The organism is Saccharopolyspora dendranthemae (genome assembly GCF_007829955.1).
Taxonomy (GTDB): Bacteria; Actinomycetota; Actinomycetes; order Mycobacteriales; family Pseudonocardiaceae; genus Saccharopolyspora; species Saccharopolyspora dendranthemae.
Window position 1 is genome coordinate 1,055,069 of record NZ_VIWX01000001.1, and the last position, 26,512, is coordinate 1,081,580.

The window sequence follows — 26,512 nt, forward strand, 5'->3', positions numbered from 1 at the left end:
CGGGGGTGTGCCTGGTCCTGTCAGCCCCAGGGTCGCGGGGGCTCTGGTTGTGCCCGCCGACCGGCGGCACCGTGGCCCTCACATCGACACGAGGAGCATCCATGACCACGTTCCTGCTGGTGCACGGCGCATGGCACACCGGTCAAGCCTGGGACCGCGTGGTCCCCCTGCTGGACGGACACCGGGTTCTCACCCCGACCCTGACCGGGTACGGCGAGACCGCGCACCTGCTCGGCCCCGAGGTGGGCATGCACACCCACGCCGACGACGTCGTCCGGCTGATCCTCGCCGAGGACCTGCACGACGTCGTGCTCGTCGGCCACAGCTACGCCGGCCTGGTCATCTCGCACGCGGCCAACCAGGTCCCCGACAGGATCGCTCAGCTCGTCTACCTCGACGCCATGGTCCCGGAGGACGACGAGACCGCAGCCGACGTCATGCCCCAGGCGAAGAAGGGCATCGACCTCGCCCTGCGCTCCGAGAGCGGGTTCCGGGTACCACCGCCGCCCGAGACCGCGGAAGGGCGGTTCGGCGTCACCGACCCCGAGGACCTCGCCTGGCTGCGGCAGATGCTCTCCGACCAGCCCGTCGGAGCACTCCAGCAACGCGTCCGCCTGGACGACCCGGTGGCGCGCGCGATCCCCCGAGTGCACATCCACTGCACCGACGTCCCCGCGGGCTTCTCCCGACGCCCCGTCCCCACCCACCAGCGCAACGGCGACCCGGAGGTCGTCTGGGACCTGCCCACCGGCCACGACTGCATGATCACCACGCCGAAAGCATTGGCGGAACTGCTCCTCCGCCTGGCTTGAACAGGCCGCGCACCGCTCCATTCCGCTGAACCCCGGTCGAACCACAGAACCTGGGGTGATTGGCAGGACTAGGGTCGCTCACGACGTTCCCCGCAGGCGTTGGGAGATGAGATGCCCGCAAAGTGGTGGTCGCCGGTGGTGAACAACCTGGCGCTGCTGCAGGGCGCCAACACCCATGTCGGCCTCCTGGTCACGAGCATCGACCTGGGGCGGCGCCCGACGGCGGTAACGGTTTCCTGGGCCGACGGATCAGCGGCGACGCTGCGGATCGACGCGGACGCGGACTGCGCTGCGATCCGGCAGCGACTCGCCCAGATCGGTCCCGGACTTCCCCGGCCCGAGCTCGACAACCGCGTCTTCTGGGTTCCGGACGACGAATCGGCATCCCCGTACCTCGTCCACGCCTGGGTGCTGCAAGAACTGGGCCGTTCCGCCGAGTACCAATCGGTCGCGGACATGTGGGGTGAACGGCTCGAACTCCTGTATGTCAGCGGAGATTCGACGCAGGTGGAGGCTGTCCTCCATCTGACTTCAAGTGGATACGCCGTGCGCGTTCCCATCGAGATCAGCCCACCCGGCGCGAAGTACATCGACATGGCCTACGCACTGGCCAAGACAGCCTGCACCGCAGACGACCTTCCTGTCGGTGAGCCGCACGAAGGAATCCCGACCTTCCTCGGGCCGGCCTACTGAGCGGGTCCGCCGGATTCTGCCGCGGATGTCGGGCATTCGTTCTACGATGAAAGCTGCTGTCTCGGAGTTCTTCCGCGTCGCCCCCGCGGAGGGTTTTCACCTGTCTTCTGGCGACACGTGCAGCGCATGAAGGTCACCGCGGCCCGCGTCCGAGCACTTCGCTAGGCTTTCCGGCCGAATACAGCAGGCCAAATGCCGTGCGACAAGCCCGGAATCCGCTGATTCCCCGGAGGGGTCGCCTGTTTCTCCCGTCATTCGACCGCTTTCGGTGCCTGTGGCCTGTTCTTCTTCGCTAGCGTCGCGTGAAAGTCATCGGGGATTGGTTGGGGAATGTCATCACGCATCGCCTTGGCCCGCGGCACGGCCGCTCTCGCCGTCGTGCTCGTGGCGGGCTCGCTCGCACCGACTGCCATCGCCGGTCCGCCCGTCGCGGCTCCCGCGACTCCTCCGCTGCGCACCAACGGGGCAGCCGTCCCCGCGCTGGACTGGACACCGTGCGAGGCAGCGCCCGACTACGAATGCGCGACCGCCGAAGTACCGCTGTCCTACCGTGATCCCGCAGGCCAGCAGATCCGGCTCGCCGTCGACAAACTGCCGGCCGCCGATCAGGAGCACAAGCTCGGCACGATCTTCTTCAACCCGGGCGGACCCGGCAACAGCGGCAAGCGCGCACCCGAATTGACCCCGCAACTGCACCAGCGGTTCGACATCGTCGGCTTCGACCCGCGCGGCATCGGCGAGAGCACCGGCCTGAGCTGCTTCTCCGAGCCCGGCGATGGCTTTCACCACTGGGGCACCTTCCCCGTGAGCCCGGAGCAGGAACGGGTTCAGGTGGAGGACACCATGCGCGGAGTCGAGCAGTGCGAGCGGAACGCGGGACCGCTGTTGCAGCACACGTCGACCGCGAACGTGGCCCGTGACCTGGATCTGCTTCGCGAGGCGGTGGGTGAGGACCAGCTCGACTACTACGGCCTCTCCTACGGCAGCCATCTCGGCACCGTGTACGCGAACCTGTTCCCGGAACGGGTCGGCTCGGTGGCGATCGACGCCGTGATCGACCCGATCGCATGGACCACCGGATACCGTCCGGACGAAGCGTTCGACCCCTTCAGCTTCAGGTTGGGCAGCTACGGCGGTTCCCAGCAGGCGCTGCGCACCTTCCTCGACGCGTGCGCCGCCGATGAGCGCTGCGCCTTTCGCGAGCCGGGCACCGACCTGTTCGGCAAGTACAACGCCCTTCTGGACCGGCTGCTGGTCCACCCCGTCACGGTCACCCAGCCCGACGGGACTCCGATGGAGATCACCTATCAGACGGCCGCGATCAGAACGCTCGCGGACCTCTACGGCACCACCGCGTCGTCGCGACTCGGTGAGTTCCTGCAGCGGCTGCACGAACTCTCGCTACCCGGTGCCGCCACCGAACCCGCACCGGTGGTCTCCGTACCGCCGGAACCGCAAGGCTGGGCGGGTGAGGCGAAACAGGAGCAGGGGCTCAGCGTGATGTGCAACGACACCAGCAACCCCGGCAACCCCTGGGCGTGGTCCGACTACGCGCGACGGGCCGACGAGGTCGGGCGCGGCTTCGGCTCGTACTGGACGTACTGGTCGTTGGGCTGCGCGAACTGGCCCGGCGGCTCCGACCCGGACCGCTACACCGGCCCGTGGGACCGGGAGACCGCCGCTCCGCTGCTGGTCATCGCCAACCGGCAAGGGGATCCGGCAACGCCCTACGAGGGCGCGCGCAGAACGTCCGAACTGCTCTCCCGCGCCCGGCTGCTCACGCTCGACTCGTTCGGACACGGCGCTCGTGGTGAAAGCGCGTGCATCGACAGGGCGTTGAACGCGTACTTCACCGAGGGCGCACTGCCCGCCGAGGGCACGATCTGCGAGCCGGACCGAGCACCGTTCGACCCGGCACCCGCACCGGCCCGGAGATGAGGCAACGGCCCTACCGAGAACGGACGCACCGCAGTACCGATCACTCCGCTGATCCCGAGCACTGCGTCAAAGATCTGCAAGTAGGACTTTCCGCCGAATTCGGCCGTGGATGTCGGGGGTTCGTTCTACCGTTGGCGTGTGAAAGCTGATGTCGAGGAGATCTTCCGGGTTGCTGAAGGCAACCGTCGGCTCGCTGCCGACATGTTCGCGGGCCTGACGCCGGAGCAGTGGACGACGCCGAGCCTGTGCGACGGGTGGAGCGTGCGCGAGGTCGCTGCGCACATGCTCGCGCCGCTGGAGACGAAGTTCAGCTGGCCCGGGACGCTGCGGACCATCATCCGCTACCGGGGTGATCTCGACCGGTACGTCGACGAGCAGACCCGCGAGTGGTCCCGGCTGCCCACCGACGAGATCGCGGCGCGGCTGCTTCGGCTGGCCGATCGCCGGCTGGACGTGCCGTTCGTCGGTCCGTTCGGGCCGATGACCGACACCTGCATCCACCTCCGCGACGCGGCCCGGCCACTCGGCCTCGACGTCAACCCACCTCCCGCTTCCTGGCGGCCCGCCCTGGACTTCCTGGTGTCGAAGGTGGGCGCACGCGCCTTCTACCCGCAGAAGCGCATCGCCGGGCTGCGGCTCGTCGCGACCGACCAGGAGTGGTCGTGGGGCGAAGGCGACGAGGTGCGCGGCCCGAGCGAAGCCATCACCCTCGCCGTCACCGGCAGGCCCGTCGCCCTCCCCGACCTCGAAGGCCCCGGCGTCGACACCCTCGGAAGCCGGATCACGAGCTGAGATCGAGGCTCTCGCCCGGTATGTCCACTGAGGACGGTGCCCGGCGGAGCCGGCTCAATCGTGCAGTCCCATGTGCTGCATCCGCGGCCACAGCTGCGACCAAGGTTGCTTCGGCCCGTCGACGACCCACACGACCTTGCCGTCGAATTGCGTCTCCACGGGCATCCCGGTGTCGACGACGCCCCACGGACGCACGCGCTCGAAGAAGCGCTCCAGCTCCGCACGATCGGACCCCAGGTAGAGCGCCCGCTCAGTGCCCTCCGGCGGGTGGCCGAAGTACCAGAAACCACGACCCGGGCTGTAGGTCTGCCGAACACCGGGGGTCTTCCCGAAGTGCCGCAGCGCGCTGGCCGTCCAGTAGTCGTGCGTCACCACCGCCGTTCCCGGGGGTTGCGCCCGGTGGGCCTCGGCCACGGTCGCCGTCACCTGCGGCCAGCCGAGGCTGCCGGTGCTGATGATGTCCGCCTGCGGGATCGCCGAAACAGGCAGCACCGGCAGCGATGCCGCAGCGACCGCTCCGGAAACCGCGTACCACGGCCAGCAACGGCGGCCGGGCGAACCCGCGTCCCTCCGCTGCTGCAGGGCAACGGCTCCGACCGCGAACAGCAGCCCGAAGAACCCGGCCACGTAGTAGGGCCTGCCGTTGCTGACCACGAACACCGCGGTGACTCCCAGGAAGGTCCAGCCCAGGAAGCGGTAGGGCGTCCACACCGGGTCGGCCAGCAGCTTCCAGGTCCCGAAGCAGACCAGCCCGGCACCGACCACTCCCGCGCACAGCGCCGCGACCGGGAGGTAGAACGGGCCCCACCAGTTCTCGGAGGCCACCACGTCGTGCATGGCCCACTGCGGCCATCCGCGCTCCGCCTGCCAGCGCAGGGTCGGCACCGCGGAGACGACGGTCACGAGCGCGCCGACCCACAGCAGGGGCCTGCGCAACAAGTCCCTCGGCCCCTGCAGCAGCACCACCGCGACCAGCACGCCCCACAACGCGGGGACGAGGAGCTTGACCTGGACCGCGACCGCGGTCAGCACCCCGCACCACAGCAGCAGGTGGTCCCGGTTGATCCCGCTCTCCCGCAGCCGAACCCAGCGCACCAGCAGCCAGAGGATCGCCGTCCACAGCACCGGGTCGATGGAGGCCGTGGCGAGCATGTGACCCATGCCCGCGAAGTTGCTCGACACCGCCCACGCACCTGCGGCGATGGTCTGCGCCCTCCGGTCTCCGCCCAACTCCCGCGCGATACCGGCGGTCAGCAGCACGCCCGAGCCGATCGCGATGATCGCCGGCAGGCGCAACGCGACCAGCGAACCGGGCACCAACTCATCCATCACGAGCGCGATCAGCGGAACCAGCGGGGTCTGGTCCGCATAACCCCAGGACAGCTCATGCCCTGCCGCGACGAAGTACAGCTCGTCGGCGAAATAGCCGTACCGCCCGCTGGTGAGGAGCAATGCCGTGACCAAGCCGAGGGTGATCAGGACGACCGGGCGGAGGGCGAAGGGCCGCAGACGTCGCTGGACTTCGACTGCTGCTCCGCGGGCGGAGAGCTCGGCATCAGGCATGATGACCACCGTAAGGCCAGGACGGACGCGAAGACCGTCGATCGGTAGAGGACGCACCGGCCCTTAAGGGCAAAATCAGGGCCTGTCCCGCATGTCGGCGCGCACCCCGATCGATAGACTTCGACCAGCTGAACAAACTGGGAAACGACAATCTCAGCGCAGATCCCAGCGACCACCGAAGGATGAGCATCGTGAACTCCAACAACGCATCCACCAGCCCGTCCCCAGCGAGTTCACCGCGCAATCGGCTGTCGGCAATTGCGGGAACGCTGCGCGCTGCGGCGTCGGTTTCGCTGGCGGAACCGGAATTGCGGGGGCTGTCGCAGCTGGTGCGCTCGGGTGACGTGTGCTTCGACATCGGTGCCGCGTACGGGATGTACAGCTTCAGCCTGGCGCATCTGGTCGGACCGTCCGGTGCGGTGTACTCGTTCGAACCCCAGCCGAAACCTCGGCGAATTCTGCGGACCGGCGTCCGCGCTTCGAGCCTCGAGAACGTGCACGTCATCGATGCTGCGGTGGGTGAACGATCGGGTGAACTGGAGATGTCCATCCCGGTGAAATTCGGTTTCGCACCGATCCACGGACATGCGCACGTCAACGACGGAGTGCACCAGAGCCGACCGAATTCCGCATTCACCCGAACCCGCAGCTGGTCCACCCCGATTCGGTCGGTCGACGAGTTCTGCGCGGAGAACTCGATCTCGCGCGTCGACTTCATGAAGATCGACGTGGAAGGCTTCGAACCGACCGTCATCTCCGGCGCGCGTGAGATCATCGAGGCGAACCGGCCCACCTTGCTGCTGGAGATCGAAGACCGCCACCTCTCCCGGTATTCCACCACCGCCGCCGAATTCACCACCACCCTGCGGGAACTGGGATATCGAATGCACGTGTGGAATCGGCGGGAATGGGTTCCGGTCGAAACCGTCACCTCGGATCGGCGCAACTACCTGTTCACCTCCGAGTCCTCCTGACCGAGTTGGCCGCCGGGGTGATGCCGGAGGACGGCCGGCCCCGGTGCTGCCGATTCCACGCGCCGACGAGGTTGGCGTAGGTGCTCGACCGCCGCAGCAACGTTCCGTGCGTCCCGCTCTGGAGACCGTTCTCGTCGAGCATCAGCACCCGCTGCGATCGCTGCGCGGAGCTGATCCGGTGCGCGATCACGATCAACGTTCCCGGACGCCGCGCGAAGGCGCGCTCCGCGCGTGCCTCCGCGTAGGCGTCCAGATGACAGGTCGCCTCGTCCAGGACGACGATCCGAGCGGGTGAGAGGTGAACGCGGGCCAAGGCCACCAGTTGCCTCTCGCCTTCGGACAGCGCGCCGGACGTCAGCTCCCCGTCGAGTCCACCGTGGACGGACACCAACTCGTCCAGCCCCAACGCCAGCACGGTCTGCGCGAGCTCGTCATCGGTGGCATCGGGTGCGAGGTAGCACAGGTTCTCCCGCACCGTCCCCGCGAAGACGTAGGTCTGCTGCGGGATCAGCGCCACCGTCGAGCGCAGCCACGGTTCGCGCAGGCTGGTCAGCGGCAGCCCGCCGAGCCGCACCTCCCCCGACTCGACCGGCTCCAACCCGGTCAGCACGCTCACCAGCGTGGACTTCCCGATTCCGCTGGGCCCCACGATGACGACGTGCTCACCGTGCTCGATGCGCAGATCCGCCCGGTTCAGCACGGGCCGGGAGTGCGGCCCGTACCGGAAGGTCACCTGCGCCAGCTCCAGCTCGAAGCGGTCGAGCGCCATGCTCCCGCCGGGCGATCGATCCGGGATCGCGCCGTACCTGGCGAGCCTGCCCAGAACGGTGCCCAGCTCCAGCCCCATGTTCCCGACGGTCTGCACGAGCGTCCGCAGCGCCGGTTCCAGACCCGACACCAAGTAGGTCGCCGCGCCCAGCAGTTCGCCCGGTGTCAACTGCCCGGAGGACACCAGCCACGGCGCCAGCACCAGGAGCAGCACCAGCGGGGCCCGCGCGCCGAGACCGACCACGCCGGCCCGGAGACCGCCGACATCGCCCACTGCGGCCGAAGCGCGCGCGTCGGCCCGGCTCACCCGCTCGACCCCCTCGAAAGCACGCTCTCGGGCGTCGCAGGCGAGGACGTCGCGCAGACCGTTGAGCACCTCGTCGGCGCAGGCACCGAGCTCCTCCTCGGCGGCGAGCGAGCGTTCGTAGCGGCGCTTCCACACCCGCGACAGGCCCGCGACCGCCAAGCCGGCCGCGGCCAGGACCGGAACCATCAGCAACCCCACCACCGGCGCCAAGGTGAGCACCCCGATCAGCGCGGCAACCAGCGTGAACCCGACGGAGCTCGCCGACAGCAGCAGGCCGGAGAGGATCTGCCGGACCTTCTCCACCTGCGTGGTGATCCGCGAGACCGCACCGGTCGAGGAGTCCTGACCGGACCGGACGACGCCGTGCAGTCCGCCGCGGACGCTCCACCGCAACAGGTGATCGCGCAACGGCTCGACGATCGCCGCCATGTGCGATACCGCCTGCCGGTTCGCCAGCGTCCCGAGGACCATGGCCAGGCCGTAACCGATCAACGCGCCCAGGCCGATGGCACCGCTGCCCGCGAGGAAACCCCGGTCCATGGCGAAGGCGATCAGCCGCCCGGACAGCAGGACCGGCGTGACGCCCAGCAACGACCACATGAGCAGGAGCCCGAGCGCGCGGCGCTCCGCGCGCAGCACGGGCAGGACCAGCCCGACTCCCGACGGCTGCGGTTCCTCCGCGGTCATCGCGCCCTCCCCGATCGCACGTCGGAGTGCGAGCGCTCGACCGGCAGCGGCGCCATCTCCATCGTGAGCTCAGGATCGCGCGCCCGTTCCACCGCGCTGTCCCGTCCGAGGCTGGGCCGTCTGGGCTGGAACACCGCGCGGTACTCCGGGTGCTCCATGAGCTCGTCGTGGTGCGCGAACGCCCGCACCACGCCACCGTGCAGCCACACCACCGCGTCGGCGCGCTCCGCAGCGGACATCCGGTGGGCGACGATCAGGCGCGTGGTCCCGCGCAGCGCGCGCTCCAGCGCGGCCCCGATCTGCACCTCGGTTGCCGTGTCCACGCTGGAGGTGACGTCGTCGAGGACCACCACCCGCGCGCGGCGCGCCACGGCGCGGGCGAGACCGAGGCGCTGCCTCTCCCCACCCGACAGGCGCAGGTCGCGCAGCGGAGTCCGTTCCCCCTCGGGCAACCTGCGCACGAATCCTTCCGCGGCGCTGGACCGCAGCGCCTCGCCGACCCTGCGCGGCGAAGGCGTTCTGTCGGAGTACGCGAGCGCATCGGCGAGCGTTTCGCCCAGCAGGTGCGGGCATTCGAAGGCGAAGGCGAAGGCGCTGCGGAGCTCACGCGGATCCACCTCGGACAGCGGAACTCCGTCCAGCAGCACACGTCCCTCGTCCGGCGTGAGCAGTCCCCCGGCGACCTCGGTGAGCGTGGACTTGCCCGCGCCCGAGGCACCGACGATCGCGATCGACCGGCCCGGCGGGAGATCCAGGTTGACACCGTCGAGCACCCAGCGCTCGCCGTAGCGAACCCGGACACCGCGCAGGCTCAGCCGGCCGGGGCCCGAAGGCAGGTGCCGAAGTCCGCTCGCGGGGACCGGAACGTCGAGGAGCTCCCGCAACCGCTGTGCGGAGCCGCGCGCGACGGCCAGTCGCGCCAGCAGCGCGGTCTGCTTCAGCAACCCCTGCGCGTAGGTCAAGTAGCCTTGCGCGGCCAGCAGTTCCCCCGGCGAGATGCGTCCGGCCAGCGCCGCGAACCCGCCCACCGCCAGCACGCCGATCTGCAGCACCGGCGCCAGCAGGCCCGCCTGCCACATCGCCTTGCGCTGCGTCTCCCAGAAGGCTCCGCCCGCTGCTTCCAGTTCTGGCAGCGGCGCGAGAATCCGGTCCACCTCGCGATCAACCGTCCCGTGCGCCCGGATGCTCCGAGCACCGCGCACGGCATCGACGAAGCGGGACGCGAGCTCGCCGCTCAGCCGCTGGTAGGTGGTGGTCATCGCACCGACCCGGCGGATCAACCAGCGCGTCAGCATCCACATCGCCGGGGCTCCGACGAGGAACAGCGCGCCCAGCCACACGTCGATCCAGAACAGCGCGACCAGCCCGCCGAGCGAGGTGCACACCGACGTCAGCACGATGACCATCGCCGAGATCCCGGTCGCCGTGGTGCGTGCCGACTCCAGCAACCGGCTGAGCACGTCGCCGACGGCGAAGTGCCGACGCCCGTCACCGCCGAGCGACAGCAGGTGCCGCAGCACCCTGCTGCGGAGCCATCGGGTCCCGGTGACCTCCGCGCGAACCTCCCAGGACTCGCGCGCGATCTCGGTGAGCGTGCCGACCGCCAGGACCACCAGCAGCAGCACCAGGCTCGTGGACATCGGCCGCCCGGCGATCGCGGTGTCGACCGACGAACCCAGCAGCCCGGGCAGCGCGAGTCTGGTGACCGGTTCGACGAGCGCCAGCAGGACCAGCCCGGCGCCCGCCGGCCCGGCGGCGCGGGCGGTGTTGAGCACCAAACGATCCTCCGCACGCATGGAAAACCCTCCGGTTCGAGCGGCCGCACATCGGTGTCAGGAACGACGCGAGTGCGGTGGGCGCCGGGGAGAGCCCACCGCACTCGCTGTGCGGGTCCGGTCCGGACCCGCGGTTGGGAGCCGGGTCAGTTCCAGTCCTCGAACTGCCAGTAGGTCTCCTCCAACCCCCAGAACGGGCCCATGCCCGTCTGCTCGCCGAAGGAACCCAGCTCCACGATCTCCGGAGCCTCGTAGTTCGCCATGATGAATCGTCTTCCTTCCGCACCTGTTCGGACGAAATCCGTTCGCGCGAAGCGACATGCGGTGGGCGCCGGTCGCATCCGGCGCCCACCGCACTGAAGATCAGAGCTCATCCGGACTCACCGAGTCCGGACCAGATCAGCTCCAGGTGTCGAAGTGCCAGTTGATCTCTTCGGCGTTGCGGATGCCGTAGAGACCGGTCTCCTCGCCGAAGGAACCCAGCTCCATGATCTCCGGGGTCTCGTAGTTCTCCATGTCGAGTCCCCTCCTCTCTGCGTTGGTTGTTTCCTCTTTCTCGACCGGTGATCCGGCCAAGTCTTTTTCCCGCGACCGCCGGGTCAGCCAGATTCCTGCGGCGGAACGGAGAAGAACTTCCGGTAGAACTCGCTGTCGACCGGTTCGTCGACCATCACGCCGTCGGCCTCCACCCACGCGTGCGCCATGAACGGCGGCGCCGCGATGACTCCCACGCACCACGTCGGCCAGTGGCTGCGCGCCCGGCACAGCAGCGCGACCGCGATCGACCGGGGCAGGCAGGCCTCGGAACCGCAGCACCTGGTGCTCACCGTCAGCACCGAATCCCGGGCGTGCTTGACCTGCTCGTACGTCGCGGCCGGGGCGTTGCCCCGAACACGGCTGAGCACGGCGCGAATTCGCTTGGGCGGCCGATTCGCGAGCCGGTAGCCGGCGGCGACCGCGAGCCGCGCCAGCAGCCTCTCCCGCATCGACATCACGACGGGCGCCTCGGGCAGGACCGGGAGACTCATGCCTGCACCACCCCGAGCTCGCCGAACCTCGTCACCAGCGCCCGGACGTCCCGGTGAGCGCGCTGTTCGTCCACCGCGAACCGGTTGGTGAGCTCCGCGACCGCGTCCGCTTCGGTGCCGCCGTCGCGCAGCGCGTCGAGCACGATTCCTGCTGTGGCGCTGAGCTTCCAGTAACGTCCGCGGGTCTCGTCCAGCAGCACCACCCCGTACTCGGTGTGCACCGCGGACATGTCGTCGCGCACTCGCATCGTTTCCGCCCCTCCCTCGTTCGTTCCGCTCAGCGGAGCCGAGCCCGTGCCGGAGCCTGCTGCCGGAGGAAGGCAGCGCAGTTCAGGGTCGATTCGAAGTTGAAGTCCGGCCGCTTGCCCGGCTCCGGCTGGACGTGTTCGCGCAGCAACCCCGGGTCGATGACGCCCAGTTCGGCCAGCGGCGAGCTCGCGCACATCTCCAGCAGCTCCGAGTGGTGCGCGGCGAAACCTCGCACTGCCTGCGTCGTTCCACCGGTCTTCGTGGTGCGGCGCAGGAAGTCGTCCGGCAGGAGCCCTCGCATGGCCTCCTTGATCAGGGGTTTGAACTCCTTGGGCGAGGTCCGCTCCTCCCGCCGCACCGACAGGCACGCCTCCACCACCCGGTCGTCGAAGAAGGGTGCTTCGAAGGACAGCCCTTCGGTCTCGCCGAGCTGCCGGGTGCCGCGGACCAGGCGCGCGCCGTCGCGGATCATCGCCAGTTCCGCGTGCGCTGCCCGGTTCTCGCCCAGGGGGCGCACCGACCTGCTGATCACGTGGATCCGCTCGCGCACGGCGCTCACCACCTCCGGCGCGAGCCATCGCGGCCAGCTGGTGAACCCGAGATCCCAGTTGAACCCGACGTGGGCGCCGTCCATCCGCTCGCTGCGGGCCGAATCGGCCAGGTCCTGCAGCCAACTGCCGTAGGAACGCCGGTCGACCAGTCCGCGCAGCGTGCTGCCGGCCGAAACACCGCGCAGCATCTGGTGCTGCCGCGTCCGCTGCCAGGCCAAGGCCGGTCTGCGGCGGAACAGCGAGTGCTCCCACACCGGCAAGCCGCAGAGCAGGTGGTCGCCACCGAGCCCGTTCATGTAGGTGCGCACACCTCGTTCCCGCGCCCGGCGCATGTTCACCTGCATCCGGGGAGCGGCCAGGTAGGCGCCCGTCGGCTCGTCCAGCCTGGCCTGAAGATCGGCCAGACCTTCGTAGAACTGCGGCATCTCGTCGAGGGAGTGCGAGCTGTGCCGCACCCCGGGCATCGCGCGGACTGCCAGTTCGGCCCACCTCAGGTCTTCCCGGCCACCGGGATCATCGTTGTAGCCGGTCGTCGCGATCACCTCGGAGGAAGACTCCGCGGCGAAGAAGCACACCGGGGTGGAGTCCATCCCGCCGGACAGATCGCAGTGCACCGGTCCGCCCGAGCGGGTGCGCACCGCTACCGCCTCTCGCAAGGCCTCGCGCAGCAGTTCACCGCCCTCGGCCCGGCTGAGCACCGGGTCCGGACGACGCCACCACTGCCGCAGCTCACAACGCCTGCTGCCGGGGCGGACGTGGGCGCAGGATTCCGGTGGAACGGGGCGAACGCCTCGCCAGATCTGCTCGTCGGCGAGCGGATGCGGGAGTTGACGGAGCGTGCGAATGGCCAGCGCCGTCTCGTCGAGTTCGAATTCACCCAACTCGGCGAGCACGTCGGCGCGGTCGGCCAGCACCGCGACATCGTCGATCGAGGCGTGATAGATCCGGCACATCCCCGAAGCGCTACCCTGCGCCCGCAGTCCTCGGCCGTCATGAGCGACGGTGAGGAAGCTCCCGGCCAGCGCGTGCGTCAGACCGTCGATCCGGTGATCGTCTCCGGCCGCCGCCTGCAAGCCCGCGGACGTCGCCGAGGACGGCCCCAGCACGGCCACCCGGCCTTCGCCATTGCCGTCGACGACGACCAGGTCCTCGGGATAGGTGTGGATCAGCCAAGGGCGACCGGACCGGTAGCGCAGGACATGACGGTCGGCGCCCTGGAGTCGTTCGGCAATCGCCTCCGCCCGCTCGTCGTCCGGCAGCGCCACGAAGTGCCGACCACAGTCCGTTGCCACGGCCTTCCCCTCCGCTTCTCCTGGGCTCGGTGAGCTCTCGCTCGCCCTGACGAAGAAGAGATTTCCAGTCCGGTGTGGCTGTTGCGTTGTTCCCGCGTTGTCCCGAATTTCCCCGCCGCAGAAGCACGATGGCCCGGCTCGCCGAGCGAGCCGGGCCACCACCGTCCACTTCTAACCGACACGCGCCGGTTGTCGAATCCGATTCGTGCGCGGGGATTCCATCTCGCCGAGGAGGATTCCCCTGTGCAACTCCTGCAGTTCCGCACCCGGGTCCACGCCCAGTTCGTCGACCAGCACTTCCCGGCAGGTGTGGAATTCCCGCAACGCCTCGGCGGACCGGCCGGCGCGGTGCAGCGCCACCATGAGTTGTCCCCAGAACCGTTCGCGCAACGGGTGTTCGATCACCAGACCGCGCAGCTCGGCGATGACGATCTCGAGGCTGTCACGCGCTTCGATGCGGATGTCGAGCCGTCGTTGCACGGCCAGAAGTCGTTGCTCCTCCAGCGCCGGCCGCACCGACCGGTGCAGCGCCTCGCAGTTCACGCCTTCGAGCACCTCACCCCTCCAGCAGCCCAGCGCCTGCTCCAGGCACGCCAGCTCGTTCGGCTTCCCGTGCTCGGCACGGGCTCGGTCCAGCAACCCGGTGAACCGGTGCACGTCGACGTCGCTGCTGGCCACCTTCAGCCGGTAACCGCCCGCATCGGTACCGATCACCGAATCCGCCCCACCACCGTCCAACGCGAGGCGCAAGCGCCGGACGTACCCCCGAACCGTCGTCTGCGCTCCGATCGGCGGCTCGCCATCCCACAGCTTCTGCGTGATCGCGGCGATGTCCAGCGCTCGTCCGGCCCGCAGCGCCAGCGTCGCCAGCACGGCGCGCTGCTGCCCGGCCGAGATCGGCACCACCGCCCCATCGCGAAGAACTTCGAACTCTCCGAGCAGTCTTACTCGGATCTCACTCATCGGTCCCCCATGTCCAGTCTCGTCGCGTCGAGGTCCGCACACGTCACCCCGACGCGGGCGACACTATTGCGGGAGCGGGGGCACCGGTGCCGGTCAGATGACCGACAAAGTCGTTTCCACGACTTCACAGTTCATCGACGTCGATGAGCCCGTCCTGGATGGCACGCGCCACGAGAGATGCTTTCGTCCCCGCCTCGCGCCCGACGTTGGCGTACTTGATCCGCACCCGGTCCAGGTAGGTGTTCACGGTGCGCACCGACAGGGCCATCTTCTCGGCCACCAACACCTTGGACTCGGACTGGAACCACTCGACGAGCACTTCGCGCTCCCGCACCGACAGCTGCGGACGGCTGGACAAGGTGTTGGAGCTTATGGCACCGGCGAGCGCCGGTGGGGTGAAAGGCCGGTGCGCCGCCGCGGCGAGCACGGCGTCGACCAGGTGCTCCTTGCCCTCTCGTTTGGTCACGAAGGTCGCAGCTCCGATGTCGAGGCATTGCAACATGGTCTGGTCGTCGTCGCGCATGGTGTACACCACGACCTGCTTCCCCGCGTCGACGAACCTCGCCAGGTCCGCGAACGCCGCACCCTGATCTTGCAGCTGGAGGTCCAGCACCACCACGTCGGCGTCGCTGCCGGGCGGCATCCACGCGACGCTCACGTCCGGTCCCGCGGTCAGGACCTCGATCGGCGGGTCAGCGGTGGAGCACCAGTGCCTTATCCCGTCCAGCACCGCAGGATGGTCGTCGATCAGCACCGCTGTCACCCGACGGTCGCCTTCGTTGCCGCGGTCACCCACAACTTCTCCCCGTTCACCAGTTTCGACACCTCGACGTGGCGTGATGCGGAGTGGATCGCCTCGGTGTCCGAGGCGTCTCCGAGCACGCTCACCCTCACCTGCTCGTCGGTGCGCAGCACCGTGACCCGGGCCTGCCGTCGCACCTGGGACAGCACGACGAGCAGCGGCTCGATCATCGCCCGGCGCACCTCGCGATCCAGCGGAATCGGACGTCCGCGCACCGCCAGCTCAACAGGTACACCGTTCCTCTCCACGAGGTCCACGCACGAGGAGAGCTCGTGCAGCAGCGGATCACCGTGGTCGCCGCCCTCCGCGAGCAGCCGTCGCACGCGTGTGGCTTCCAGCGCGCACCGCTCCCGGACGCACTCATCGGACGGATCGAGGTCACCGTCGGCGAGCCCCGCGAGCAGCGGCACGGTCGTGGCCTGCAACGCGGAGTAGCGCTCGCGGTGGTCGTGATGCGTGCGTTCGGCGATCACCTGATCGGTCCGCAGCTTCTCCGCCTCGTCGGCGGCGCGCTCCACCGTCGTGGCGACCGCCTGCAACCGCTGCCCGAGCAGTCCCACCGCGAGCTGGTAGCCGTACACCGAGATGCTGAGCGTGATCATCATCGCTACGGCCGCCCTGGACGGCGTGCCGTGCACGAACGGCACGATCGAGGTCAGCGCGACGCAACCCGCGAAGAACCACACCAAGTCCTTGACCGGCCGGTCGAACAGCAGCAGGACCCCGTACCAGCCGATGAGCCCGAACGACCAGTGCGCGGTGCGGAACAGGTCCTCCGGCGGGACGACAATGGTGCCCAGCACCGCGGCCAGCCCGACCACGCCGAGCGCGGTCCACCGCCACCACTCGGGCCAGGTCCGCCCGCTGATGACCGACCAGGCCTCCGCCCCGCCGGTGATCAGGAGCAGACCGAACGCGAGCACTTCCGGCCACAGCGCGTAGTAGACATCGGAATACCCGGTGAGCTGCGCGAGGCAGAAGGCGAACTGCACGCCCAGGGCCACCACCAGCAGCGCGATGCGCAGGCCCAGCAGCAGGCGGGCCCGGATCTGACGTCCGCTGGAGGTGCGCCGAGCGACGTCACGCTCCTCGACCTCGGGTGCCGGCGCCCAATGCCACCGCACCTGCGTCCCGGCGCCGGCTTCGGACCGCACCGAGGCCGAGCCACCGACCTCGCGCATGCGGCCCACGATCGATCCCGACACCCCGAAAGCGCCGTCCGGGACCGATCCCGCGTCGAACCCCCGCCCCCGGTCGGTCAGAACCACGGTGACAGCGCCGTGCTGGTCCCGTTCGACGGACAACTCCGCGTGGTCCACCTCGGCATGCCTGACCACATTGGACAGCGCCTCCCGGAGTCCGCCCACGATCGCCAGCACCACGCCGCCTGGCAGCTCCACCCTGTCGGGAAGCGTCGCCTCGACCGGAAGGGCGTGGTCCAGCACCGAGCGCACCATCTGAACCAGGTCCATCCGCCCTTCGCTGATCTCCGGTGCCGAGCGGAGCACCTGCAGGTCGTCGCGCGCCCGGCCCGAGACCCAGTCGAGGCGTCGCCCACCGCTCGTCGCGATCATCAGGAGGGTCGCGCTCGCGGTGTCGTGCAAGGTCGCCAAGTGGTCGAGTTCCGCGCGCCGCCGCGCCCGCGCCACGCCGGTCTCACGACGCCGCAACGTCCGCTGCTCGATGAACCGGTCGGCGATCCGCGCGTAGGAGCGCATCAGCCAGTAGGAGCAGCGCGCCAGGACTCCTTCGACGAACAGGCGCATCCCGAACAGCAAGGCCAGAACCACGCCGTTGCCCAGCAGGACGTTCCCGCTCACATAGGCGGCAGCGGCCACGGCTGCCAGCCCGAGCCCGTGGGCAGGGCCCACCGACATCGAGTACTGCGAGGCGATCACGGTCAGCACCGTCACCGCCAGCACCCAGCCGATCTCATCGGTCAGTCCTGCCCAGACCGGGCTGAAGCACACGAGCACGGTCATGCCGATATCGGCTGCGAGAGCGATCAGTCCCGCTCGCGCCTTCCGCGCCCGGATGAACAGCGCGACGGACCAGGCGACCAGCAACGATGCAACACCCACCGCGAGCCAGAACTGCTCGCTCCGCGTGGAGATGACGATGAGAACGGCGTACGACACGAGAAGACCCGCGCGCACCGTGAGCGCGAACCGGTGCAGGACGCGGTTCAACTCGTGTTCTACCGAACTCGCGGGATCCGAATGGGTCACGCGTTCAGTCTGCCGATCTTCGCGGCTCCTCGCGGCGCAAGAGCAACAGTGGACTCGGATTCACCCGTTATCAGCAAGCGCACCGGACTCTCGCCCGCTTCGAACGCGGACGTGGCCGGGTCACGAGCTCAGCAGCGACAGCACCTCCGGTAGCGGTTCGGCGTGCACGACCCCCAGCCGCTGCGTCGCCCGGGTGAGGGCCACGTAGAGCTCCGCGACGCCTCGGTCGCCCTCGGCGAGGATTCGGGCAGGTTCGACCACGAGAACCGCGTCGAACTCCAGGCCCTTGGTCTCCGCGGGGAGGACCGCTCCCGGGACACCTCGCGGCCCGATGACCACGCTGGTCCCCTCGCGCGCCGCCTCCTGCCGGTCGAACTCCTCGATGGCTGAGGCCATTCCGCACTCGGAGACCTCGCGGTGCCAGGGCTGGACGCCGCAGGAGCGAACCGAGTCCGGGGGCGTCACCTCGGGGGCGAAGTCGGCCAGCAGGGCGGCCGCGACCTCCATGATCTCCGCAGGGGTGCGGTAGTTGACCGTCAGCTCGCGGTAGGCCCAGCGGCCGGGGACGTAGCGGTCCAGCATCCCGGCCCAGGTGTGGGCGCCCGCGGCCGAACGACGTTGCGCGAGGTCGCCGACGACGGTGAACGACCGGGTCGGGCACCGCCGCATCAGCACCCGCCAGTCCATTTCGGACAGTTCTTGGGCTTCGTCGACGACGACGTGCCGGTAGGTCCAATCCCGGTCAGCGGCAGCGCGTTCGGCGACATCGCGGGTGTCGTGCTCGACGAAGCGCTCCGCCAGGTCCTCTGAGCGGACCAGGTCCTGGGCCAGCAGGTGGTCCTCGTCGTCCATGAGGTCGTGGCGCTCGGTCTGCAGGATCTCCATGACCCCGGCCGCGTACTCGGCCTCGGCGGCCTGCTCGGCATCCGTCGCCGTGCCGGTCGTCTTCACCTCGCCGAGCAGGTCGACGAGCTCGTCGAGCAGCGGCACGTCGGACACCGTCCACGCCGCGCCCTCAGCGCGGTGCAGCGACTCCTCGCCGACGGCCCGCAACCGCTCCGGCGACGAGTACAGATCGGCCAGCAGCTGCTGCGGGGTGAGGACCGGCCACAGGTCGTCGAGGACCTCGGTGAACCCGGTGTGCTCGGCGAGCTCGGCGAGCAGGTCGGCCCGCAGGTTCTCCCACACCTCCTTGTTCTCCCTGGTCAGCCAGCCCTTCCCGATGCGGCCGATGGCGCGTTCGGTGAGCACGTAGGTGACGATCTCGGTGAACACCGCGCGGGCCTCGTTGTGCGGCAGGCCGCTGTCGCGGGCCTCCTGGCGCGCCCACTCGGCGGTCGCCGCATCGATGCGCACCGTCACGTCCTCCAGCTCGACGTGCCGGGGCTCCTCGGGCACTCCCTGGCGCTCGGCGACCGCTGCGCGGAGCACGTCGAGCGCCTTGCGCGAGCCCTTCAGCCGGGCGACCTCCGGAACGTCCTCGGCCGTGACGTGCAAGCCGGGCACCAGGTCACCGGTGGTGGCGAACACGACGTCGGACTCCCCCAGGGACGGCAGGACGCGGCCGATGTGGTTCAGGAACGCCGGGTTCGGTCCGACGACCAGCACGCCGCTGCGCTCCATCCGCTCCCGCTGCGTGTAGAGCAGGTAGGCGACGCGGTGCAGCGCCACGACGGTCTTGCCGGTGCCCGGCCCACCCTCGATGACCAGCACGCCCTGGTGGTCGAGCCGGATGATGCGGTCCTGCTCGGCCTGGATGGTGGCGACGATGTCCCGCATGCCCTCCCCGCGCGGTGCGTTGACCGCCGCGAGCAACGCCGCATCACCGTCGGACTCGCCGTCCGGACGACCCAGGACCTCGTCGGTGAAGCCGGTGACCTGACGGCCGCGGGTGTGGAGCTGGCGGCGCCGGCGCATGTCCTCCGGGCTGGCTGCGGTAGCGGTGTAGAACGGGCGTGCCGCCGGGGCACGCCAGTCCAGCAGCATCGGCCGGTAGTCGTCGTCCTCGTCGAACAGACCGATTCGCCCGATGTAGCGGGCCTCACCGTCGACCGAGTCGAGGCGGCCGAAGCACAGGCCGTGGTCGGCCACGCCCAGCCGCTTGAGCTCCCGGTGCTGCGCCCGGACCTCCACATCGCGTTCCATCGCGGACGCGCCGGTCCCCCGCAGCGCCTCCGAGTAGCGGGATTCGACGCGACCGCGCTCCGCGTCGAGTCGCTCGTAGAGGCCGGCCACGTAGGCGCGCTCGCACTCCAGTTCTTGTTCGTGCTGGGACACGTGTTCCTCACAGTTGATCGACTCCCCCAGCCGCGCACCGCGTTTCCGCTGGTCTCGGCACAGGTCGAGAATTGTGCGGCATCCCCGGGGCCTTGCCGCAAGTCCCCCTTCCCCCTGTAAAATGAGCACGGGAAGAGGAGAGGAATTCCTTTCCGCCCTCCATTCGGCGATCAATTCTGGCAAGTTCTTCGCCTCGTTTGCCGATCATCCGGAATCCTCCGGCCGTTCCCGCTGATCACCACTCCCGCGGCTTGCCCGACGGGCACATCGCACCGGTCCCCGAAACGGGGCGTTGCGTGCCCGTCGGGCACGCGCGGACATTCGCTCTCGTCGCTGTATCCAACGTGGAGGGACGAGAACATGTGTGCCAGCTGGCGAATTCCGGCGTGCGAACGTCGCGGCGAGGTCGTCGTGACGCTGATGGTGCGGGACGAGATCTCCATCGCCCAGGACGGCGTGGAGGTGGTGGTCGCGCGGAGCCAGCTCACCGACGTCGCCGACAAGCTCTACTTCCTCGACCAGGCCTTCCGCGCCGAAGCCCGGGACGTGGTGGAAGCGCTGTGCGAGTGATGACCTGCCTGATGCTGTGGGCGCTGCTGGCCGGGTGCGCGGCCGAGGCACCGGAGCGCCCCGAGGACCTGTTCTGGGAGATGTACCTGCGGCAGGCCACCCAGCCCGTCGTGCACACCCGCCGCGAGCGGTTCGAGAACCCCGAGGCCGCTGCCGCGCGCACCATGGTGCGGGTCAGCGACGAGATCTTCGACTACCGGACGGGACGGCACGTCGGCACCAGCATCGAGCACTGGCGGGGTCGGAGCGTCGTGCGCACCCGCTGCGTCGACGGCGTCCGCCACGGATACCTTCCCTCGCGCGAGGCGTGGGACGAACCCGAGGCGAGCTCGTTGTGCCGGACGGGCTCGCGACCGCTGCTCGGTGACGGGATCATCCCCGGCGGTCTGCTCCAGGCGCAGGCCGAAGCGGTGGTCGAGTCGCTGCGCGGTGAGCACCGGTTCCTGACGCCGCTGCCACCGACCCCGGTGGACATCGGCGGCAAGCGCTACCTCCGGATCCCGGTGCGGGCCCGGCCCGCCGAGCGCGACGGCGAGCGGTGGGACATGCAGCACCTGCTGTTCGCGCTGCACGACGCCGGGGTGGATCCGCGCAGCTACCCGTTCCAGCCGGCCGACAACACCGGAGCGGGCGCCGACCTGACGTACTTCGCCGATCCGGTGACGCTGCTGCCCGCGTTCGTCGAACGGCGGATGCTGCCTTCGCCGGGCGCGGTGGTGCGGGTGGAATACGTGCGGCCCGCGGAGATTCCCGAGGACCCGCTGGCGGAGGTGACGCCGTGGGCGTTGCGGTGGTGATCAGCCGTCGTGCTTGCCGCCGCCCCGGGACTTCTTGTCCTCGGCGCGGGGTTCCGGCGGGACCACCGTCACGATCACCGGGCCGGACCCCGGAGCCGGGATGGTGCGCACGTCCTCGGCCACCCGGTCGGCGGCGGCCATGATGGACCCGGCGCTCGCGGAGTCGAGCGTGCCCTCGGCGACCGCCTCGGCGATGTCGCGGTGCAGCGCCGCCAGCGCGGTCTCGGCGTCGAGCCGGTCGTAGGCCAGGGCCGCGGCTTTGACCTCGGCGACGCGGGCGCCCAGCCGCGCGCGCACCTGCGGGTCTTCGCCGCACCCGGCCAGCGCGACACCGACCAGCACCAGGGCGGGCAGCAGCCGGTTCACCCGCGCACCAGCCTCTCCAGGTTCTCCAGGTCCGCGGGCAACCGCTCCACGCCGGGCGCTCCGGAAACCGGTGGCAGCACGTCGATCTCGTTGCTCTCGGGCCAGAAGGCCACGGCGAGCGCAGCGACTGCCGCCACCGCCAGAGCACCGGCCGCGACGGGCGCCACCGGTGAGCGCGACGGGGGCTGCTGGATCGGCATCGACGTCGTCGGCGGGCGCTGAACCCGCTGCTGCGGGATGCGCGGCGGCGGTACCGGCATCGGCGCCGGAACGGGGGCCATGACCTCGGTCGTGCGCCCGCTGAGCACGTCACCGGCCTGCTCTGCGCTGATCCGGCGCGCGGGATCGGCGCAGAGCATCGCCATCAGACCGCGTCGCAAGCGCCCCGGGATGCCCTGCGGGATCTGCGGCGGACGCACGAGTCGCGCCACCGCCGCGTCCGGTCCGCCCGGGTACTCCACGCGGCCGGTGACGCACTCCAGCAGCACCAGGCCCAGCGAGTACACATCGGCCGGAAACCCGACGTCACCGGCGGAAACCTGCTCCGGAGCCATGTAGGTGGTGGTGCCCACGACCATGCCGGAGTCGGTCAACCGGCCCGCCGCGTCGGCCAGGCGCGAGACGCCGAAGTCGGCCAGGTACGCGCGGCCGTCGTTGCCGACGAGCACGTTGGTGGGTTTGACGTCGCGGTGCACGATGTCGTTGTCGTGCACGTAGGCCAGGACGTCGGCGAGCTTGCCACCGATGTCGGCGACGTCCTCCGGGGGCATCGGGCCCCACTCGGCGACGTCGGCCAGCGTGCCGCCCTCGATCAACTCCATGATCAGGAAGAGCTCGTCCGCGTCGGCGCTGAAGTCGTGGACCGTCACCAGGCCCGGGTGACTCAGCCCCGCCAGGATCCGCGCCTCTTCCGCGAATCGCTTGCGCCCCAGCTCATCCGTGGCCGAGCGGAAGACCTTGGCCGCGACGAGCCGCTGCAGGCGGGTGTCCATAGCCCGGTGCACATCGGCCATCGCGCCGCCGCCCACGCGAGACCCCAGGCGGTACCGCTCACCCAGCAGCGGAGCATCGTCGGTCATCGAGCTAGTCCTCCGAACCCCTCAACACAGCGACCCTAACGGGTGAACCCCACTCCAAGATCGCCAGCTCCCCTCCCCAACGAGAGAGGGGGCTCCGAGGTGTTCGGCCAGCTCCGATCAGCTCCGGACCAGCGACGATCCCGCCGAACCGGACGCCGCCGCACGGCTGACGACGTCCGATCCCGCTGCCCGGGGCCGGGTGGATGACGCCGAAACGTTCCTCACCCGAGACCGAATGATGTTCCCCACCGAGACGCCCCGCCGGGGAGCTCGACTACGAGGCGAAGACGGTCGACAGGACCCAGGAGAGGACGAACAGAGCCGCGAGCACCCCGAGGACGTACTGGGCGACGCGGAACAACCAGACGACCGCGGGCAGCTTCACGGTCGCCCGGCCGTCGTAGTCGGAGTAGCGCCCCCAGTGGCCGAACACGAACACCAGCGTCGCACCGGTCACCGCGACCCCGAGCCACCCCAGCGCCTCACCCTCCTGGTGCGCGTACATCAGAGCGCACCCACCGACCAGCAACAGCAGCGGAACCATGCACGCCGCAACCCGCCCACCAGTCCACTGCCACACCTGTGCCACCAACGCACGTCCCTCCCAGAAATCGCTCGACGGCCACACGCTAGCCACCACGACCCCACCCCCGCGGCAACTCCACGAAGATCACCTCAGCCGGCAGATCGGCCCGCCACCGTCAGATGCGCTGTCCGGCGATCTTCACCAGTTCCGCCGCGTCCTTGAGCCGGAACTCGACCGCCGACCCGTCGGTGAAGTTGATCCGGAAGAACTCGATCGGCTCGACTCCCCTGCCCAGAGCAGCCGAGGTGAACTCGGCGATGCCGCTGATCCGCAGCTGCCACCAGGTTTCGATCGGTTCGACCCTGCCGCTGTTCGCTTTGCCCTTGCCCAGCCACCCGCCGAGGAGACCTGGACGTTCGCCGGAGCTCTCCGCCTCGGAGAGCGCATCCGTTTCGACGACCACGGCGAGTCGCTGGTCGGTGCACACCAGCCAGGAGAGATGCCCGCCGCCGTTCAGGGCCGCGACGCTCCGCGGAGCCGACTGCTCCGGGTCGTCAGCGTGCGCCCAACCGAACACGGCAGGGTCGTGCACCCATTCGTCCGCGAGGAACTCACCGGCTGCGACCAGCGGATTGACCTGCGGCCACGGGGGATGGACCCGGTCATCGCCGGCCATGTGCGGGACATGGCACGCGTTTCCGAGAGTCGTACCGAACCAACCGGACTTCTGCGGACCTCCGATGATGAAGGCCAGGTTCTCGCCAGGTCCGCACCAGCGCTCGGTGAGCAGGCGGACGATTTCACGTTGATCCCGCATCGTCAGATCTTTCCGTGGGACATGTCGAGAACGCGCTGAACTCGTTCCTGCTCGTGGGACCTGCACACGTCCACGCCGGAACCATCTGTCAACTTCACCCGCAGATACCAGGGCTTGTACTTGTACCCGCGCCCGAGATCGCGGCGCTGGACGCTGACCTCGGTGATCGCCGCGCGCTCGATCTCCAGACGAGAAGTGACCTGCGAAACCGGAACGGGCACTCCGGGTTCGTGCTCGGTCTTGGTCGTGGCGAGTTCCTGGGCGAGCTTCACCGCTCCCCTGCCGAACCTCAACGCGCCACCGAGCAGTCCCTGCGACTGGTCTTCCTCGTCAGGATCCGCGTCGAAGGTCAGCCAGGCAAGGCGCTGCGGTGTGAGAACCCAGCACCCGACGCGGGCGTGCGCGGGAACTCGGGCCAGCTCCTGGATCGCCATGCAGTCAGGAGCACCACCGAAGACCACGTTCGCGGGCGGATCCGCGAAATCCGAACCACCACTGGCCCCGGCCGCGGCCTCCGCGATCCCGGCCACAGCGCCCACGGCCTTGTCCCCGGACCCGAGCATCGCGCGAACCCCGAGGCCCTTCTTCGGCTTGCCTCGCGGGTCCAGACCCTCCACGTCGAAACCACAGCTGAGCTGCGTGGCGTGACACCACAGGATCGCCTCACCCCGCCTGCACCACTGCTGGCGAACCGCAAGAACCTCGATCACTGAAAACCCTTCTCCTGAGCAGAGTCGCGCTCCTGCTCACCCAACTCACCGGTGGCCTGATCTTCACCAACTCCGTAGGCGGCATTGGCCCCCTGCTCGACCGCCGCGTCCGTTGCAGTCGACACACCCGCGTCGAACAGCGCCCCGCTGATGCGCGTTTGCCCACCAAAAGTACTGGTCATGAAGCGTTTTGCGAGGTTGCCCGCCAAAGCACCAGCACCGGTCTCCTGGGAAAACCGACTGCTCGCAGTCGTGGCCAAGGATGTGGGATCTGCTTTCGTCAGCGTGTTGAACGCGGCATTCGAGTCGATGCGCCTCGCGGCGAACTGCTGAACCATCCCGCCGTTGCGCATCCCGTCCATCCTCGTGATGACCTGGCGCAGTTTGGCTGTTTCGCGGAGTTTTTGGAGGAGCTGTTCGAGCTTCTGGAACAGCTGGTACAGCTTGCGCTGGACTTGGGCCACTCGGGTCGCGACGCGGCCGCCCTGGATGCCCACCTGGGCTGCCGTGCCCGCGCTCGCGGCTCCCACCGAGGCGCCGGCGGTGATCCACGAAGCCGCCAGAGCCGCAAGCCACTGGATGATCAGGCCGATGATCAGTTCCGTGACGACCTGGATGAAGAATTCCATGAACATGTCGAAGATGTCCGCGGCCATGTCCAGCGTGCTCTTGAGATCGCGGATGTCAGCGGCCAGAGCCTTGACGCCGTCACCGAACTCGGTCATCTGGTTGCGGAAGGCATCGCCGTCCTTCCCGACCCAGGTCTCCGCGGTGGACTGGGCTCGCTGGGGTTCCTGCTCCGCCACCTGATCGAGCCATTTCGCCACGTTCTCCCAGCCTTCGCCGGTCGCGCGCATCTGCTCCGGATCGCCGTACACCTCCTCGGCGAGCTCGATCAGCGGTGTCAGCACGATCGAAACCAGGAATCCGAGGCCGTTGTCGGCGAGCGCTTGACCGGGACTGGCCATGGTCTGCAACGCTTCGGCACGAGCGGAGACCGAAGCGACGCCCCATTCGGGCGGCGATGAGGCATCGGCCAGGTCTTGGGAGGCACCAGCCCACGACGAGCCGTAACCCGCTGACTGCTCGAACCAGTTCTTGGCCTTCCCCTCGCCCTTGTTCAGGGTGTGGAGATCACCAGGACCTTGAGGGGCGCTCATGCCATGCCCTCCCCCGCCTCGTTGAGGGATTCGATGACCCGCTGCTCGGTCTCGGCGTAGTCCTTGACCGTTTCGTCCAGCTGCTCCTTGGTGTGCACCAGGAATTCCTGGGCCTTCGTCGCCAGGTCTTGGCACTCGCGAAGGCCGGAGGAGTAGGAGCTGAACAAGAACTCACCGAGCGGCCCGAAGCACTGATCACCGACCTCGGCCTGGTGCAGCAGATCGGCGAGCTGACCGAACTTGTCTGCGAGCGATTCGCAGCCCGCGCCGTGGCCGGTGAGGGTCGGCGGGGTCATCCGGAGATCCGTCATGGTGCTCCCCTCCTCAGCGCAGGAACGAGTCGGAGCCGAAGTCCTCGTCTTCGTCCGGCCCGCTCTTGGGCGGTCGAGACGACCCGTCCTCCCGGGGTTTCATCACCGAGGTCTGCGCGTTGAACGCTTCCTCGAACTCCGAGAACCGATCCCCCAGGATGGGAGCGACCGTCTCGTTCATCTGCTCCGCGGCGTTGGTCGTCGCCCGCCGGATCGCGTCCATGATCTGCTGCTGCAGCTCGTGGGCCTGCTTGCGCACCGCGTTCGGAGCGAGCTGGAGGTCGAGGACTGCTCCTGATGGCGCCACGGAGACCGTGATGGAGCGGTCATCGCTGGTGGCGGTTCCCCGCATGTCCTGGACCGCGGACTGGAGCTGGGTGGCCTTCGCCGCCTGCTCTTCGAAGGTGCGCAGCATCTCCTGAATGCGCTCGGCCGCGCCGGTCATTCGATCCTCCCCTGATCGACTTCGCTCCGGCG

General features: G+C 69.3%; 26 protein-coding genes. 7 read left to right on the top strand and 19 right to left on the bottom strand.

Going from position 1 to position 26,512, the window contains the following annotated elements; translation table 11 throughout:
* Positions 1-101: 101 nt before the first annotated feature.
* The 4 genes from FHU35_RS04805 to FHU35_RS04820 all read left to right on the top strand — a co-directional run bounded on the left by FHU35_RS04805 (position 102) and on the right by FHU35_RS04820 (position 4,235).
* On the top strand, positions 102-812 hold the full coding sequence (locus FHU35_RS04805) for an alpha/beta hydrolase (RefSeq protein ID WP_145737144.1): 711 nt from the start codon (positions 102-104) through the stop codon (positions 810-812).
* A gap of 111 nt (positions 813-923) precedes the next feature.
* Positions 924-1,505, top strand: coding sequence for a hypothetical protein (locus FHU35_RS04810; protein WP_145737145.1), 582 nt, complete (start codon positions 924-926; stop codon positions 1,503-1,505).
* A 330-nt stretch (positions 1,506-1,835) separates the two neighbouring features.
* A complete protein-coding gene (locus FHU35_RS04815) occupies positions 1,836-3,443 on the top strand; it encodes an alpha/beta hydrolase (protein WP_145737146.1) in 1,608 nt (535 codons plus the stop codon).
* A 138-nt stretch (positions 3,444-3,581) separates the two neighbouring features.
* The gene (locus FHU35_RS04820) at positions 3,582-4,235 is read left to right on the top strand and encodes a maleylpyruvate isomerase family mycothiol-dependent enzyme (protein ID WP_145737147.1); all 654 of its coding nucleotides are present in this window, start codon (positions 3,582-3,584) and stop codon (positions 4,233-4,235) included.
* A 54-nt stretch (positions 4,236-4,289) separates the two neighbouring features.
* Here FHU35_RS04820 and FHU35_RS04825 read toward each other — a convergent pair whose 3' ends face one another.
* Complete coding sequence (locus tag FHU35_RS04825) at positions 4,290-5,798, bottom strand: ArnT family glycosyltransferase (protein ID WP_145737148.1); 1,509 nt, start codon at positions 5,796-5,798, stop codon at positions 4,290-4,292.
* Positions 5,799-5,989: 191 nt separating this feature from the next.
* Between FHU35_RS04825 and FHU35_RS04830 the strand changes: the two genes are divergently transcribed.
* Positions 5,990-6,772, top strand: coding sequence for an FkbM family methyltransferase (locus tag FHU35_RS04830; protein WP_222429274.1), 783 nt, complete (start codon positions 5,990-5,992; stop codon positions 6,770-6,772).
* On the opposite strand, the gene FHU35_RS04835 is transcribed toward FHU35_RS04830, so the two are convergent.
* From FHU35_RS04835 to helR, 10 genes are all read right to left on the bottom strand, one after another.
* Complete coding sequence (locus tag FHU35_RS04835; protein ID WP_145737149.1) at positions 6,753-8,534, bottom strand: ATP-binding cassette domain-containing protein; 1,782 nt, start codon at positions 8,532-8,534, stop codon at positions 6,753-6,755. The genes FHU35_RS04830 and FHU35_RS04835 overlap by 20 nt on opposite strands.
* The gene (locus FHU35_RS04840) at positions 8,531-10,309 is read right to left on the bottom strand and encodes an ABC transporter ATP-binding protein (RefSeq protein ID WP_186459259.1); all 1,779 of its coding nucleotides are present in this window, start codon (positions 10,307-10,309) and stop codon (positions 8,531-8,533) included. Before FHU35_RS04840 ends, FHU35_RS04835 begins: the two co-directional genes overlap by 4 nt.
* A gap of 146 nt (positions 10,310-10,455) precedes the next feature.
* A complete protein-coding gene (locus FHU35_RS29170; protein ID WP_186459260.1) occupies positions 10,456-10,572 on the bottom strand; it encodes a lasso RiPP family leader peptide-containing protein in 117 nt (38 codons plus the stop codon).
* 336 nt (positions 10,573-10,908) lie between these two features.
* Positions 10,909-11,337, bottom strand: a complete 429-nt coding sequence (locus tag FHU35_RS04850; RefSeq protein ID WP_145737152.1) for a lasso peptide biosynthesis B2 protein — start codon at positions 11,335-11,337, stop codon at positions 10,909-10,911.
* Positions 11,334-11,585, bottom strand: a complete 252-nt coding sequence (locus tag FHU35_RS04855; RefSeq protein WP_145737153.1) for a lasso peptide biosynthesis PqqD family chaperone — start codon at positions 11,583-11,585, stop codon at positions 11,334-11,336. The genes FHU35_RS04850 and FHU35_RS04855 overlap by 4 nt, the downstream gene beginning before the upstream one ends.
* Positions 11,586-11,614: 29 nt before the next feature.
* On the bottom strand, positions 11,615-13,429 hold the full coding sequence (locus FHU35_RS04860; protein ID WP_145737154.1) for an asparagine synthase-related protein: 1,815 nt from the start codon (positions 13,427-13,429) through the stop codon (positions 11,615-11,617).
* A gap of 171 nt (positions 13,430-13,600) precedes the next feature.
* Entirely contained in the window at positions 13,601-14,392 is a 792-nt protein-coding gene (locus FHU35_RS04865; RefSeq protein ID WP_145737155.1) for an AfsR/SARP family transcriptional regulator, read from the bottom strand.
* A 124-nt stretch (positions 14,393-14,516) separates the two neighbouring features.
* Entirely contained in the window at positions 14,517-15,155 is a 639-nt protein-coding gene (locus tag FHU35_RS04870) for a DNA-binding response regulator (RefSeq protein WP_145737156.1), read from the bottom strand.
* On the bottom strand, positions 15,152-17,422 hold the full coding sequence (locus tag FHU35_RS04875; RefSeq protein ID WP_145737157.1) for a sensor histidine kinase: 2,271 nt from the start codon (positions 17,420-17,422) through the stop codon (positions 15,152-15,154). The genes FHU35_RS04870 and FHU35_RS04875 overlap by 4 nt, the downstream gene beginning before the upstream one ends.
* A gap of 120 nt (positions 17,423-17,542) precedes the next feature.
* Positions 17,543-19,699, bottom strand: a complete 2,157-nt coding sequence (gene helR, locus FHU35_RS04880; protein ID WP_246110072.1) for an RNA polymerase recycling motor ATPase HelR — start codon at positions 19,697-19,699, stop codon at positions 17,543-17,545.
* A gap of 360 nt (positions 19,700-20,059) precedes the next feature.
* On the opposite strand from helR, the gene FHU35_RS04885 reads away from it, so the two are divergent.
* Both FHU35_RS04885 and FHU35_RS04890 read left to right on the top strand, forming a co-directional pair.
* The gene (locus tag FHU35_RS04885) at positions 20,060-20,269 is read left to right on the top strand and encodes a hypothetical protein (RefSeq protein WP_145737158.1); all 210 of its coding nucleotides are present in this window, start codon (positions 20,060-20,062) and stop codon (positions 20,267-20,269) included.
* Complete coding sequence (locus tag FHU35_RS04890) at positions 20,260-21,066, top strand: hypothetical protein (RefSeq protein ID WP_145737159.1); 807 nt, start codon at positions 20,260-20,262, stop codon at positions 21,064-21,066. The genes FHU35_RS04885 and FHU35_RS04890 overlap by 10 nt, the downstream gene beginning before the upstream one ends.
* Here FHU35_RS04890 and FHU35_RS04895 read toward each other — a convergent pair whose 3' ends face one another.
* From FHU35_RS04895 to FHU35_RS04930, 8 genes are all read right to left on the bottom strand, one after another.
* Entirely contained in the window at positions 21,067-21,432 is a 366-nt protein-coding gene (locus FHU35_RS04895; protein WP_145737160.1) for a hypothetical protein, read from the bottom strand.
* Positions 21,429-22,511, bottom strand: a complete 1,083-nt coding sequence (locus FHU35_RS04900; protein ID WP_145737161.1) for a serine/threonine-protein kinase — start codon at positions 22,509-22,511, stop codon at positions 21,429-21,431. The genes FHU35_RS04895 and FHU35_RS04900 overlap by 4 nt, the downstream gene beginning before the upstream one ends.
* Positions 22,512-22,785: 274 nt before the next feature.
* Positions 22,786-23,055, bottom strand: coding sequence for a hypothetical protein (locus FHU35_RS04905; protein ID WP_145737162.1), 270 nt, complete (start codon positions 23,053-23,055; stop codon positions 22,786-22,788).
* A gap of 157 nt (positions 23,056-23,212) precedes the next feature.
* Complete coding sequence (locus FHU35_RS04910; RefSeq protein ID WP_145737163.1) at positions 23,213-23,854, bottom strand: hypothetical protein; 642 nt, start codon at positions 23,852-23,854, stop codon at positions 23,213-23,215.
* A 2-nt stretch (positions 23,855-23,856) separates the two neighbouring features.
* Entirely contained in the window at positions 23,857-24,564 is a 708-nt protein-coding gene (locus FHU35_RS04915) for a hypothetical protein (RefSeq protein ID WP_145737164.1), read from the bottom strand.
* A complete protein-coding gene (locus FHU35_RS04920; protein ID WP_145737165.1) occupies positions 24,561-25,724 on the bottom strand; it encodes a WXG100 family type VII secretion target in 1,164 nt (387 codons plus the stop codon). Before FHU35_RS04920 ends, FHU35_RS04915 begins: the two co-directional genes overlap by 4 nt.
* Positions 25,721-26,035: a hypothetical protein gene (locus tag FHU35_RS04925; protein ID WP_246110073.1), complete on the bottom strand. Its 315-nt coding sequence runs from the start codon at positions 26,033-26,035 to the stop codon at positions 25,721-25,723. The genes FHU35_RS04920 and FHU35_RS04925 overlap by 4 nt, the downstream gene beginning before the upstream one ends.
* Before the next feature lie 13 nt (positions 26,036-26,048).
* Positions 26,049-26,480, bottom strand: a complete 432-nt coding sequence (locus FHU35_RS04930) for a YbaB/EbfC family nucleoid-associated protein (protein WP_145737166.1) — start codon at positions 26,478-26,480, stop codon at positions 26,049-26,051.
* Positions 26,481-26,512: the final 32 nt, after the last annotated feature.